Below are 12,581 nucleotides of genomic sequence, written 5' to 3' on the forward strand. Positions count from 1 at the left end.
TGCGCATGCTCAATATCACCATGATCGGCTGCGGCGCCATTGGCGTCGCGGTGCTGGAACTGCTGGAGAACGATGCGCAGCTGCGCGTCGAGCATGTGATCGCCTCGGCCGGCTCCGAAGCCCTGGTGCAACAGCGCCTGGCCAGCTTCAAGCGCCCGCCGCAGGTGCTCACCGCCCTGCCCGCCGACGCCCGCCCGGATTTGCTGGTGGAATGCGCCGGGCACAAGGCAATCGAGGAGCACGTGCTGCCGGCACTGGAGCGCGGCATCGCCTGCCTGATCGTCTCGGTCGGTGCGCTGTCGGAGCTGGGCCTGGTCGAGCGCCTGGAGGCCGCCGCCGCCCGTGGCAACACCCGCATCGAGCTGCTGCCCGGCGCCATCGGCGGCATCGATGCGCTGTCGGCGGCCAAGGTCGGCGGCCTGGATTCGGTCGACTACACCGGGCGCAAACCGGCCAGGGCCTGGAAGAACACCCCGGCCGAAGAGGTTTGCAACCTGGACGCCATCGACCAGGCCACGGTGATCTTCGAAGGCAGCGCCCGCGAAGCTGCGCGCCTGTACCCGAAGAACGCCAACGTCGCCGCCACCTTGTCGCTGGCAGGGCTGGGCCTGGACCGCACGCGAGTGACACTGATTGCCGACCCGCTCAGCGAAGAGAACGTCCACCACTTCGAAGCCCGTGGTGCCTTCGGCGGTTTCGAGATGAGCCTGCGCGGCAAGCCGCTGCAGGCCAACCCGAAAACCTCGGCGCTGACCGTCTACAGCGTGGTCCGTGCCCTGGGCAACCACGCCCATGCCATTTCCATCTAGGGGAACGTCGATGACGCTGGAACAGACTCTACCTATCTGCATTGCCGGCACCTGGCGCCTGGGCGGCGGTGAGCGCTACGCCACGCGCTACCCGGCCACCGGCGAGCCGGTGGCCTGGCTCAACGCCGCCAGCCTCGAGGATGTCGAAGACGCCGTGCAAGGCGCCCACCAGGCTTTCCTCAACAGCGGCTGGGCCCAGCGCAAGCCGCACGAACGCGCCGCCGTGCTGTACCGCATCGGCGAACTGATCCGCCAGCGCAGCGAAGAACTGGCGCAATTGCAACGCCAGGACAACGGCAAGCCGATCAACGAAACCCGCGCCCTGGTGGCCAGCGCCGCCGGTACTTTCCAGTTTTTCGCCGCCGCCTGCGAAACCCTGGAAGAGACCATCACTCCGTCGCGCGGCGACTTCGTCAGCATGAGCGTCTATGAGCCCATGGGCGTGGTCGCGGCTATCACCCCGTGGAACTCGCCGATTGCCAGCGAAGCGCAAAAGGTCGCCCCGGCCCTGGCCGCCGGCAATGCGGTGGTGATCAAGCCGGCAGAAATCACCCCGCTGCTGGCCCTGCAACTGGCGCAGATCTGCGAAGACGCAGGCTTGCCCAAGGGCCTGGTCAGCGTATTGCCGGGCAAGGGCTCATTGCTCGGTGATGCACTGACGCAGCACCCGCTGATCAAGCGTGTGTCGTTCACTGGCGGGACCAAAACCGGCAAGCACATCGCCCACATCGCCGCCGACAAGATGATGCCGGTGTCGCTGGAACTGGGCGGCAAGTCGCCGACCATCGTCCTCGATGATGCCGACCTCGATCACGCCGTGGCCGGGGTGTTGTACGGCATCTTCAGCTCCTCGGGCGAGGCCTGCATTGCCGGCTCGCGTTTGTTTGTTGCCCGCGCTCTGTACGAGCCGTTCATGCAGCGCCTGGTCGCAGGCGCTGCACGTTTGCGCCTGGGCGACCCGGCGGACGAAGCCACGCAGATGGGCCCGCTGATCAGTGCCGCGCACCGCGAGTCGGTGGAGCGCTACGTGGCCCTGGGCCTGGCCGAAGGTGGCCGCCTGCTGCTCGGTGGCCAACGCCCGACTGGCGGCCTGTTTGATCAGGGCTATTTCTACCCGCCGACCATCCTCGAAGGCCTGAGCAACAGCCAGCAGACCTGCCAGGAAGAAATCTTCGGCCCGGTGCTTGTGGCCCTGCCGTTCGACAGCGAGGCAGAGCTGATCGAGCAGGCCAACGACAGCCTCTACGCCCTCGCCGCCGGCATCTGGAGCCGCGACTACAAGCGCGCCTGGGCCCTGGGCCGCAAGATCCAGGCCGGCACGGTGTGGATCAACACCTACAAGCAGTTCTCCATCGCCACCCCGTTCGGCGGCTGGCGTGACAGCGGCCTGGGTCGTGAAAAAGGCCGCCTGGGGATCCTGCAGTACATGGAACAGAAAAGCCTCTACTGGGGCATGAACGAACAACCACTGGCCTGGGCCGGTGTGGAGGCAAGGCCATGAGCGTATTGGGCATCGATGAAGTCACCTACGGCGTCGAAGACCTCGACACCTGCGTGCGCTTCTTCAGCGACTGGGGCCTGGACAAGGTCAGCGAACAGGCCGACGAGGTGGTCTTCGAAACCCTCAACGGCTGCCGGGTGGTACTGGCCGACATCAACAAGCCCGGCCTGCCAGCGGCGATCGAGCCGGGCTCGACCGTGCGTGAAGTGGTCTGGGGCGTGGAAAGCGAAGCGGACCTCGCCCTGTACAGCCAGCGCATCGCCAACGACCCGGGCTTTGTCGAAGGCAACGGGCGCATCGGCTGCACCGACCCCAACGGCCTGGCGATCCGCCTGCAGGTGACCCGCAAGCGCGCACTGGACATCGAGTGCAGCGGCCACAACACCTGGCAGACCAAGGGCCGGATCAACAAGCCGGCGCCGGTGTATGAGCGCGCCACGCCGATCGAGGTCGGCCACGTGGTGTTCTTCGTCAAGGATGTGAATGCCTGCGAAGCCTTCTATCACGAGCGCTTCGGCTTCCAGGCCTCGGACCGCTATCCCAACCGCGGCGCGTTCCTGCGCACCGCCGAAGAAGGTGGCCACCACGATTTGTTCATGCTCCAGCTGCCGGCCCCCCGCGCCGGTCTGAACCACGTCGCCTTCACCGTGCGCGACCTGCACGAAGTGTTCGGCGGCGGCATGCACATCTCGCGCAGTGGCTGGGCCACCGAGATCGGCCCGGGCCGCCACCCGGTGTCGTCGGCGTTCTTCTGGTACTTCAAGAACCCGGCCGGCGCCCTGGTCGAGTATTACGCCGACGAAGACCAGCTGACCGGCGAATGGCAACCGCGCGAGTTCGAGCCGGGCCCGACGGTGTTTGCCGAATGGGCGATTGCCGGCGGCATCGATGGCAATACCCGGCGCCAGCAGCATGTCGAGGCGCCGCAAGGCAAGTTCCTTACCGACAAACCCAAACCCTGAGCAGGAGTTGTCCATGTCTTCGTTGAACATCGCCATCAACGGTGCCGGCATCGGCGGCCTCACCGCCGCCATCGCCCTGCGCCAGGCCGGTCACCAGGTCACGGTTTTCGAACAGTCCAAGGCGTTTTTGCGGGTCGGTGCCGACATCAACCTCACCCCCAACGCCGTGCGCGCCCTCGATGGCCTCGGCGTCGGCCCGGCCGTACGCATTCCGGCCGCGCGCCCGACCCACCGCATCAGCCGTATGTGGGACACAGGCGAAGAAACCTCGCGCCTGGAAATGGCCGACGCCGCGCAAAGCCAGTACGGCGCACCGCAATTGACCATCCACCGCGCCGACCTGCTGGCGGCCCTGGCCGATGTGTTCCCGCTGCACAACGTGCAGTTCGCCAAGCGCGCCGAGCAGGTGCTGCAGGATGCCGACGGCGTCGAGCTGCGCTTCAAGGATGGCAGCCGCCATCGCACCGACCTGCTGATCGGCGCCGACGGCATTCACTCGGTGGTGCGCAATGCCCTGTTCGGTGAAGAGCAGCCGCGCTTTACCGGCGTGGTCGCCTACCGCGCCGTGGTCCCGGCCGAGCGTGTAGCGCATGTACCGAACATCCAGGCCTTCACCAAATGGTGGGGGCCCAACCCGCAGAGCCAGATCGTCACCTTCCCGCTGAACCAGGGCCGCGACATCTTCATCTTCGCCACCACCGCCCAGGACAGCTGGCACCTGGAGTCCTGGACCACTGCTGGCGACGCCGCCGAACTGCGCAGCCATTACCAGGACTTTCACGCCGACGCCCGGGCGCTGCTCGACGCCTGCGACGAAGTCCTCAAGACCGCACTGTACGAGCGTGACCCGCTGCCGTACTGGTCCGAAGGCGCGATCACCCTGCTCGGTGACGCCTGCCACCCGATGATGCCGTTCATGGCCCAGGGCGCCGGCCAGGCCATCGAAGACGCGGTGGTGCTGGCCCGTCATCTGCAGGGCGTAAACAGCCCGGCACAGATCGCCAGCGCCCTGCAGGGTTACCAACGGTCGCGCCTGGAGCGCACCAGCCAGATCCAGATCGGTTCACGCGGCAACCAGTGGCTCAAGGCCGGCGGCAATGCCGACTGGGTCTATGGCTACGACGCCTGGACCGTGCCTACCGCCAGCGCTGCCTGAGGCCCAAGCATGAGCGAGACGATGCAACTGACGGTGGTGCTCAGGCACGACCAGTCGAAGAACCTGGAACAGATCCAGGCGCACATGAAGCAGATGGGCTGGTGGGACAGCTTCCCGCCGGCCGGCGTCGAGCTGGTGTCCTGGACCGTGGCCATGGGCCTGGGCCAGATCGTCACCCTGCGCCTGCCGCCGAGCCTGCTCGGCAAGGTCAATGTGGAACTGGAGCGCGCCGCCTGGGGCGTGTTCCGCACCGAATGCTACCCGACGTACGACTTTGTCCCGGTCCGCGAAATGATCCGCGAACGGGTTCGCAATGGAGGTCAATGACATGAGCAACACCCCACGCTACCTGGAGCCCCATCAGGCGCGCAAACGGCCCAACACCCCGTTCGAGGAACTGCTCGGCGATTCCATCGAGCGCGCCTACGGCAACGGCATCACCCAGCTGCCCGAGCTGCTGGCGCACCTGAACCTGGCCGGTCCGCCCTGCCCCTTGACCCGCGGCGAGTGGACCGAAGACTCCTATAAAACCCTGATGGCGCGGCTGGGCGCATGACCCGCCGGAGGTAAAACAAGATGAATATGCAATTCACCGTCGATCCTGTTGAGAACCACCTGGCCAACGGCCTCAAAGACCTCTGGTTTCCCGTATTGCCCTCCGGGCTGCTTGGCGACAAGCCGCTGTCGGTGCGCCGCCTGGGCTACAAGATTGCCCTGTGGCGCGACAACGATGGCAGCGTGCATGCCCTCGAAGACCACTGCCCGCACCGCGGCGCGCCGCTGTCCCAGGGCCCGGTGCTGGGCGACCGCCTGCAGTGCCCGTACCACGGCGTCGAAGTGCGCTGCGACGGCACCGTGACCAAGGTCCCCGGCAGCCCTGGCTGCAAGCTCGAAGGCAGCCGCCCGACGCGCATGTTTCACACCCGCGAGGCGGCCGGGGCGATCTTTTTGTTCAACGCCACCGACCCACACCTGGACACCCCGCCAGAGCTGGTGCTGCCCGAGCAACTGACCTCGCCCGAGTGGAGCAGCTTTCTCTGCTACACCGAGTGGCAAGGCGACTACCGCTACGTGCTCGACAACGTCATGGACCCGATGCACGGCACCTACCTGCACAAGATGTCGCACTCGATGAGCGAAGGCGAAGCCACCGCCAAGTTCGTCACCCGCGATACCGAGCAGGGTTTCTTCTTCGAGAAGGAAGGCCAGCGCGGGGTCAACTTCGACTGGACCGAATTCCTCGACAACGGCTGCCACTGGCTGCGCCTGGAAATCCCTTACCCGAAGACCGGCGGCCCGGGCGGCAACTTCACCATCATCGGTAGCTACACCCCGAGCAGCCGTAGCCTCTCGGCAGTATTCCACTGGCGCGCGCGGCCACTGACCGGCTGGCAGCGCGACACCTGGCGCTTCCTCTACAAGAACCGCCTGGAAGCCCGCCACTGGGCGGTGCTGGAGCAGGACCGGGTGCTGCTGGAATTCATGGAGTACGACGCCAACCAGCGCGAGAACCTCTACCAGCATGACCTGGGTGTGGTGCGCCTGCGCCGCTACCTCAAGGGCAAGGCCAAGGAGCAACTGGCGCTGATCGAAGCGAAGCAACTGTGATGAACCTGCCCGTGCACCGTATCCAGGCACAGGCGGTGACCGAGCTGGCCACTGCCAGCTGGTCCAACGCCCTGCTGCTGGGCAACGAGCTGGTGATGTCCGGCATGACCGGCCATCCCGCCACCCGCCAGGCCACCGAGGGCGGCGCGCCGCTGGATGCCTACGCGCAGACCCTGGTGGTACTGAACAAGATCCGCGCCCTGGTGGAAGCGGCAGGCGGGCACATCGGCAATCTCTACCGCTTGACGCTGTACCTCACCGACATTGCCGACAAGGATGAAGTCGCTCGCGCCCGCCGCGACTTCTTCCAAGGCTTTGCCTGCTACCCCACCTCCACCCTGGTTCAGGTGAGCGCCCTGGTGTTCCCCGAACTGGTGGTGGAAATCGAAGCCAGCGCCCGGCTCGACATTGACTTGCGCACTGCGCCCTTGAGGTGACCGATGTCCAACTCCTCTACCATTACCGCGCTGGTGCACACCCTGCGCCACGAAGCCGAAGGCATCATCAGCGTCGAACTGCGCCCCTGGGGCGACACCGTGTTCGCGCCGTTCGAAGCCGGCTCGCACATCGACCTGCACCTGCCCAATGGCCTGGTGCGCAGCTATTCACTGCTCAACTCGCCGAGCGACCAGGGCCGTTATGTAGTCGGCATTCTGCGCGATCGCAACAGCCGCGGCGGCTCGGCGTTCGTCCATGAGCAACTGCGGGTTGGCACGCAACTGCACATCTCGCAACCGCGCAACAACTTCGCCCTCGACCCGCACGCCAGCCACAACGTGCTGGTGGCCGGCGGCATCGGCATCACGCCGATCTACTGCATGTTTCGCCAGTTGCTGGCACTGGGCAAATCCGCCGAGCTGATCTACTGCGCCCGCTCGCGTAAGGAAGCGGCGCTGCTGGAAGAACTCAGCGGCGTCGATGCCAAGGTGCTCTACCACTTCAACGACGAGAAAAACGCGGCACCCGACCTGACCCACTACCTGGCCGGGCAGCCCGGCGATACGCACTTCTACTGCTGCGGCCCGACGCCGATGCTCGATGCCTTCGAGAGCACCTGCGAAAGCCTCGGTTACCCCCATGCGCATATCGAACGCTTCACCGCCGCCGAGCTGCCACCCTCGGAAGATGCCCAGGACAGCTACAACGTCGAGCTGAAAAAGTCCGGCAAGACCCTGAACGTCGAGCCTGGGCTGAACCTGCTCGACGTGCTGCTCGAAGCCGGCTGCGATATCGAGTACAGCTGCCGCGAAGGGGTGTGCGGCTCGTGCGAAACCCGGGTGCTGGAAGGTGACATCGACCACCGCGATGGCGTGCTGACCAAGGCCGAACGGGCGGCGAACACATCGATGATGGTCTGTGTCTCGGGCTGCAAGAGCCGGCGCATGGTGCTTGATCTGTAACTGTTGCAACACGCGCAATTGGCCGGCACCGGGTGTGCCGGCTTTTTTTTGCGCGGCTTTCGCAGGTCCGGCGGCCCCAGAACAGTCAATTACTTATTCATTGATAAAACAACCCACGCACTGTCAACGCGCGCTGTGCAGTTAAACCGCACTGCCATTGCCCACCCCTGTTACTTAAACACCACGCTGTTTCACCCACGGCACGAATTAAGGCGTTTCAGATATAAATAATTGTTTTATATCATATTTATTAAAACAACAGTCACTCATCAGCACTGGCACAGTTCCTGCTCTTTACCTCTCGAGTTCAAATAAAAACAACGTACCACCTATAAAACAATAACAAACCTACCGATGCGCCACCGCTGACTTTCGCTTAACGCCTGATTCCAGGCGGCGGACAGCTGTTGCCCAGAGATACTGCTCAACCTTGCGGGGCATTGATATGAACAAGTACGTGATAAGCCTGGGCCTGATCCTTGGCAGCGCCACCAGTTTCGCTTCCGAGCCCGGCCCGGCGGCGCCGGACCAGCCGCCAGCGCTGAAAAAACCCTTCCCGCACATTGCCTGGCGCAGTGACGACGGCCAGAGTTCGCTGGATATCGGCGGCGCGCTACGGGTCAACTACCGCGATGAACACTGGGACACCACCGAGAACAACGGGCGTTTCCTCTTTGATACGTTCCGCCTGGATGTCCAGGCCACCCACAAACAACTGTTCAGCGACATCGGCTACTGGTTCCAGGACGACGGCAAGCGCTCGATCGACCGCGGCTACGTCGGTTATCGCTTCAATGCCAATTCCAACGTGCAACTGGGCGCACCGTTCAAACCCTTTGGCCTTGAGCCCTACCCGCAGTTCGGCTGGAGTTACCACATCCCGTTTTTCATGGGCTATGGCGTCAGCGCCGGCAGCGGCCTGAAGTACAGCTACAAGGACAAGGACTGGGACCTGCAACTGGGCTACTTCCCGCGCATGCTGCCCAGCGGCATCCGCTACTCGCCAGAAGTCGGCCGTTACAGCGATCTCGACGACAACGCCGTGGCCTTCACCCAGTCACGCCAGGACAACGAGAAGCGCAACCAGGTCAACGCCCGGGTGGCCAGGACCTTCAGCGGTGACGGCTGGAAAACCGAAATCGGCGCCTCGCTGGCCGCAGCCGAGCTGTACAACGCCACCACCCGTGACGATGGCGACTACTGGGCCGGCGGCGTGCATGCGATCGTCAACGCCGGCAACTGGACGCTTACCAGCCAGGCGATTCGCTACGAATACGATCCGAAGAACCCCGACGGCGTCAGCAACGACTCGGTGCTGATGGGCGGCAACGGCCTGACCCCGGCCTACCTGATCGCCTCCAAGGCCACCATCGGCTCGATCAACGTCGGCTACGACATCTTCACCCCGGGCCTTGGCCAGTTGAAGAAGATCAAGGTCTACAACGACTACAGCCGCATGATGAAAGACAAAAGCGGCTGGGATGACTCGCAGATGTTTACCGTCGGCGCGCAGTTTTTGGCCATGCCGATCATGGCCTGGGTCGACTTCACCTGGGCGAAGAACGCCAACCCCTTTGGCGGCGCCGAGAACGGCACGGGCTGGACCAGCACCAACTCGGTCGGCAGCAACGACTGGTACTACCGCACCAACATCAACATCGGCTACTACTTCTGACAGCAAACCGCCCGGCGCGCTGCCGGGCGGTCCGTACAGTCAGTCAGCTTGCAACTGCGCCTGCCCGGCTGCGGGCTTGCGGAACACGAACAGCAGGCCGATGACGATCAGCCCCATGCCCAACAGGCTGAGCGCCGCCAGGCGGTTGCCGAAGATCAGGTAGTCCATGACCGCCGTCACTGCGGGCACCAGGTAGAACAGGCTGGTGACATTGACCAGGTTGCCCTTGGCGATCAGCCGGTACAGCAGCAAGGTCGCCAGCAGCGACACCACCAGGCCCATCCACAATAACGCGCCGATGAAACTGTCGGTCAGTTCCACGTGCAGCGGCTGGAACGGCGCAAACACCGCGCACATCATCAGCCCGGCAATGTACTGCAACGGCAGGGTGCCCATGGGGTTGCTGGTGATGCGCTTTTGCATGATCGAACCGCAGGTCATGCTCATCAGCGCCAGCAAGGCAAACAGCATCCCGGCCAGCGACACGCCACCGAGGTTGATGCCCTGGTAAACCACCATGATCAAGCCGCTCAAGCCCAGGCCCAGGCCGAACAACCGGCTCCAGGAGCGCTGGCGCTCCATCAGCACCACGGTGAGGATCGGTTGCACGCCCATGACCGTGGTTATGACCCCGGGGGTAACGTGGGTGTTGAGCGCCAGCAGGTAGAAGATCTGGTAGGCGCCGAGCAGCACGCAACCGGTGGCCAGGGCTTGCAGCAGCGCCGGGCGGCTGCGCGGCCAGTGCAGTTTGAGCAACGGGCTGAGCAACAGCAGGCCGGCCAGGGCCAGGGCCGATCGCAGCAGCAGGAAGGCAAACGGGCTGGCGTGGGCCAGGCCGAGCTTGGAGACGATCGCCCCGCTACTCCAGAGCAGGACGAACAGGCTGGTAGTGGCCGCCGAGGCCATAGATTGTTTCGATAGAACAGACATGAATGCCACCTGTAATTCGGGCAGATAAGCCGAACGGCGCTACCCGCGAGGGGCAGCCAACCGTATTCAGTAGGGTGCAGGTGTGTGGGAACGCAGCGATTGGCCGCTTAGCCCAGCACTACCACCGCTGGCGGTGCAACGATGCACACGACCACGCTACTGACAGGTGGTGGGTAGTGACTGATCATGGCCGGCTGCTGGCTCGCGCGCACAACGACAACCGCGTCAGGCGCGGTAGCGAATACGGTGGCTGGGCAGGAAGCTGGCATGAGCAGGTCTTCGGTGAGGGTGAAGTGGGTCTGACTATAGCGGTGAGTTTATCGCGGGGCAAGTCGGGTCGCCGCTCCCACCGGTGGGAGCGGCGGTGCGGCGACCCGACTTGCCCCGCGATGCTGTTTCAGAACAACCAGCGGTACAACAGGTAGGCCACCAGCACCGCCAGCACCGGACGCAACACCCGGTAGGCCTTGGGATTGGCACGCTTGAACTGCTTCACGCGGCTGCTGATGACATTGCTGAAGCGCTTGCTCCAGGCATAGGCCTGGTTGATCCCGCCCACGCGCTCGTCGTCGGTGTTCTGCGGCGCGGTGGCGCGGCCGAGGAAGGCACTGACCTTGCGGTTGATGCGGGTCATCAGCGGGCTGTTGAGCGGGCGCTCGACGTCGCAGAAGAGGATCACCCGGGTGGTCTCGGTTTCGTTCTTGACCCAGTGCACGTAGGTCTCGTCGAACATCACGTCTTCACCGTCGCGCCAGGCGTACACCTGGCCATCGACGTAGATCCGGCAGTCGTCGGAGTTGGGCGTCGACAGGCCCAGGTGATAGCGCAGGGAACCGGCGAACGGGTCGCGGTGCGGGTTCAGGTGGCTGCCACCAGGCAGCAGGGCGAACATCGCACCTTTGACGTTGGGGATGCTGTTGACCAGCGCGACGGTCTTCGGGCACAACGTCTCGGCCGAAGGCAGCGGCTTGTCGTACCACTTCAGGTAAAAACGCTTCCAGCCCTTCTTGAAGAACGAACCGAAGCCGGCGTCATTGTCTTTCTCGGCAGCGCGGATGTAACCCTCGTCGAACAGGTGCATGGCCTCTTCGCGGATTACTTCCCAGTTGTCCTTGAGTACATCGAGCTCGGGGAAACGGCTGCGGTCCAGGTATGGCTTGGACGGCACACCGGAAAACAGGTACATCAGGGCGTTATAAGGGGCGAACAGCGCCGAATGGTTGACGAACTGGCGCAACATTGGCAAACGCGCCTTGCCGCGCAGGTGCACATACAGCGTGCTGCCGAAAAACAGCAGCAGTACACCTGCCTTGGCGACAAAGGAAAAGGTCATGCAACACTCCTTGGAATTTCGATCAGGCCATCGCTGCCGGATTAATCGAACATATTAACCGATCCAGCCCCGCTGAAAACCTGCAGGGCCGGGATTCAGTGTTAAGGATTGTGCAACAAACAGCGGCGCCGGTTATTGCCCGGGATCAGCGCCGCGGCGACTTACTGCTGGTTTTCCTGCTCGGTGAACAGGTCGGCAAACAGCATGCTCGACAGGTAGCGCTCGCCCGAGTCCGGCAGGATCACGACGATGGTCTTGCCCTGCATTTCCGGTTTTTCCGCCAGGCGCACCGCCGCGGCCATGGCCGCACCGGAGGAGATTCCGCAGAGGATGCCCTCCTCCTGCATCAGGCGCAGGGCCATGGCCTTGGACTCCTCGTCGCTGACCAGCTCGACCTGGTCGACCATCGACAGGTCAAGGTTCTTCGGCACGAAACCGGCGCCAATGCCCTGGATCTTGTGCGGGCTGGGCTTGATCTCTTCACCGGCACGGGCCTGGGTGATCACCGGCGAGCCGAGCGGCTCGACCGCCACCGACAGAATGGCCTTGCCCTGGGTCTGCTTGATGTAGCGCGACACCCCGGTAATGGTGCCGCCGGTGCCGACGCCCGCCACCAGCACATCGACCGCGCCATCGGTGTCGTTCCAGATCTCCGGGCCGGTGGTCTTTTCATGGATCGCCGGGTTGGCCGGGTTCTCGAACTGGCCGGGCAAAAAGTACGCCGACGGGTCGCTGGCGACAATTTCGCTGGCCTTTTCGATCGCGCCTTTCATGCCCTTGGCAGGCTCCGTGAGCACAAGCTCGGCGCCCAGGGCCTTGAGCACCTTGCGCCGTTCGATGCTCATCGACGCCGGCATGGTCAGCAGCAGCTTGTAGCCACGGGCGGCAGCGACAAAGGCCAGGCCGATGCCGGTGTTGCCCGAGGTCGGCTCGACGATGGTCATGCCCGGCTTGAGTTTGCCGCTGCTTTCGGCGTCCCAGATCATGTTCGCGCCGATCCGGCACTTGACCGAATAACCGGGGTTGCGCCCCTCGATCTTGGCCAGCACGGTGACGCCGCGGGGGGCGATGCGGTTGATCTGCACCAGCGGCGTATTGCCGATGGAATGCGCGTTGTCAGCAAAGATACGGCTCATGGCGGGGGTCCTTTTATGCACCGGGCGGAAAACTTCAAGGGTAAGCCTGCAGCGCCAGTGCGTCCACAACC

General features: G+C 64.1%; 13 protein-coding genes. 10 read left to right on the forward strand and 3 right to left on the reverse strand.

The genetic code is table 11. The annotated features are described in order from the left end of the window. The first annotated feature begins 5 nt into the window (after window positions 1–5). The 10 genes from UB48_RS00325 (at window position 6) to UB48_RS00370 (ending at window position 9,111) form a co-directional block, all read left to right on the forward strand. Window positions 6–809, forward strand: a complete 804-nt coding sequence (locus UB48_RS00325; RefSeq protein ID WP_045193450.1) for an aspartate dehydrogenase — start codon at window positions 6–8, stop codon at window positions 807–809. A 10-nt stretch (window positions 810–819) separates the two neighbouring features. After that, window positions 820–2,310, forward strand: coding sequence for an aldehyde dehydrogenase (locus tag UB48_RS00330; protein WP_045193451.1), 1,491 nt, complete (start codon window positions 820–822; stop codon window positions 2,308–2,310). After that, entirely contained in the window at window positions 2,307–3,272 is a 966-nt protein-coding gene (locus UB48_RS00335; protein WP_045193452.1) for a VOC family protein, read from the forward strand. The genes UB48_RS00330 and UB48_RS00335 overlap by 4 nt, the downstream gene beginning before the upstream one ends. A gap of 13 nt (window positions 3,273–3,285) precedes the next feature. Further along, complete coding sequence (locus UB48_RS00340; protein WP_045193453.1) at window positions 3,286–4,428, forward strand: FAD-dependent monooxygenase; 1,143 nt, start codon at window positions 3,286–3,288, stop codon at window positions 4,426–4,428. Between the two features lie 9 nt (window positions 4,429–4,437). After that, a complete protein-coding gene (locus UB48_RS00345; RefSeq protein WP_045193455.1) occupies window positions 4,438–4,755 on the forward strand; it encodes a hypothetical protein in 318 nt (105 codons plus the stop codon). A gap of 1 nt (window position 4,756) precedes the next feature. Continuing rightward, complete coding sequence (locus tag UB48_RS00350) at window positions 4,757–4,984, forward strand: recombinase-like helix-turn-helix domain-containing protein (RefSeq protein WP_045193456.1); 228 nt, start codon at window positions 4,757–4,759, stop codon at window positions 4,982–4,984. Window positions 4,985–5,004: 20 nt separating this feature from the next. Then, window positions 5,005–6,036 (forward strand): aromatic ring-hydroxylating dioxygenase subunit alpha, encoded by a 1,032-nt coding sequence (locus UB48_RS00355; protein ID WP_045193457.1) that lies wholly within the window; start codon window positions 5,005–5,007, stop codon window positions 6,034–6,036. Continuing rightward, entirely contained in the window at window positions 6,036–6,473 is a 438-nt protein-coding gene (locus UB48_RS00360; RefSeq protein ID WP_045193459.1) for a Rid family hydrolase, read from the forward strand. Before UB48_RS00355 ends, UB48_RS00360 begins: the two co-directional genes overlap by 1 nt. A gap of 3 nt (window positions 6,474–6,476) precedes the next feature. Continuing rightward, window positions 6,477–7,436 (forward strand): PDR/VanB family oxidoreductase, encoded by a 960-nt coding sequence (locus UB48_RS00365; protein ID WP_045193460.1) that lies wholly within the window; start codon window positions 6,477–6,479, stop codon window positions 7,434–7,436. 445 nt (window positions 7,437–7,881) lie between these two features. Further along, window positions 7,882–9,111 (forward strand): hypothetical protein, encoded by a 1,230-nt coding sequence (locus UB48_RS00370; RefSeq protein ID WP_045193461.1) that lies wholly within the window; start codon window positions 7,882–7,884, stop codon window positions 9,109–9,111. Between the two features lie 39 nt (window positions 9,112–9,150). Here the strand turns inward: UB48_RS00370 and UB48_RS00375 are convergent, their stop codons facing one another. From UB48_RS00375 to cysK, 3 genes are all read right to left on the reverse strand, one after another. Next, the gene (locus UB48_RS00375; protein WP_045193462.1) at window positions 9,151–10,041 is read right to left on the reverse strand and encodes a DMT family transporter; all 891 of its coding nucleotides are present in this window, start codon (window positions 10,039–10,041) and stop codon (window positions 9,151–9,153) included. Window positions 10,042–10,438: 397 nt separating this feature from the next. Next, entirely contained in the window at window positions 10,439–11,374 is a 936-nt protein-coding gene (locus UB48_RS00380; protein ID WP_045193463.1) for an aspartyl/asparaginyl beta-hydroxylase domain-containing protein, read from the reverse strand. Window positions 11,375–11,535: 161 nt separating this feature from the next. Next, a complete protein-coding gene (cysK, locus tag UB48_RS00385) occupies window positions 11,536–12,510 on the reverse strand; it encodes a cysteine synthase A (protein WP_045193464.1) in 975 nt (324 codons plus the stop codon). Between the last annotated feature and the right edge of the window lie 71 nt (window positions 12,511–12,581).

This window comes from Pseudomonas sp. 2(2015) (assembly GCF_000955865.1).
Taxonomy (GTDB): Bacteria; Pseudomonadota; Gammaproteobacteria; order Pseudomonadales; family Pseudomonadaceae; genus Aquipseudomonas.

What these genes read in the sequence shown, in the direction of transcription:
- UB48_RS00325 (WP_045193450.1), top strand. Translation starts at nt 6, where the DNA reads ATGCTCAATATCACCATGATCGGCTGCGGCGCCATTGGCGTCGCGGTG.
- UB48_RS00330 (WP_045193451.1), top strand. Translation starts at nt 820, where the DNA reads ATGACGCTGGAACAGACTCTACCTATCTGCATTGCCGGCACCTGGCGC.
- UB48_RS00335 (WP_045193452.1), top strand. Translation starts at nt 2,307, where the DNA reads ATGAGCGTATTGGGCATCGATGAAGTCACCTACGGCGTCGAAGACCTC.
- UB48_RS00340 (WP_045193453.1), top strand. Translation starts at nt 3,286, where the DNA reads ATGTCTTCGTTGAACATCGCCATCAACGGTGCCGGCATCGGCGGCCTC.
- UB48_RS00345 (WP_045193455.1), top strand. Translation starts at nt 4,438, where the DNA reads ATGAGCGAGACGATGCAACTGACGGTGGTGCTCAGGCACGACCAGTCG.
- UB48_RS00350 (WP_045193456.1), top strand. Translation starts at nt 4,757, where the DNA reads ATGAGCAACACCCCACGCTACCTGGAGCCCCATCAGGCGCGCAAACGG.
- UB48_RS00355 (WP_045193457.1), top strand. Translation starts at nt 5,005, where the DNA reads ATGAATATGCAATTCACCGTCGATCCTGTTGAGAACCACCTGGCCAAC.
- UB48_RS00360 (WP_045193459.1), top strand. Translation starts at nt 6,036, where the DNA reads ATGAACCTGCCCGTGCACCGTATCCAGGCACAGGCGGTGACCGAGCTG.
- UB48_RS00365 (WP_045193460.1), top strand. Translation starts at nt 6,477, where the DNA reads ATGTCCAACTCCTCTACCATTACCGCGCTGGTGCACACCCTGCGCCAC.
- UB48_RS00370 (WP_045193461.1), top strand. Translation starts at nt 7,882, where the DNA reads ATGAACAAGTACGTGATAAGCCTGGGCCTGATCCTTGGCAGCGCCACC.
- UB48_RS00375 (WP_045193462.1), bottom strand. Translation starts at nt 10,041, where the DNA reads ATGTCTGTTCTATCGAAACAATCTATGGCCTCGGCGGCCACTACCAGC.
- UB48_RS00380 (WP_045193463.1), bottom strand. Translation starts at nt 11,374, where the DNA reads ATGACCTTTTCCTTTGTCGCCAAGGCAGGTGTACTGCTGCTGTTTTTC.
- cysK (WP_045193464.1), bottom strand. Translation starts at nt 12,510, where the DNA reads ATGAGCCGTATCTTTGCTGACAACGCGCATTCCATCGGCAATACGCCG.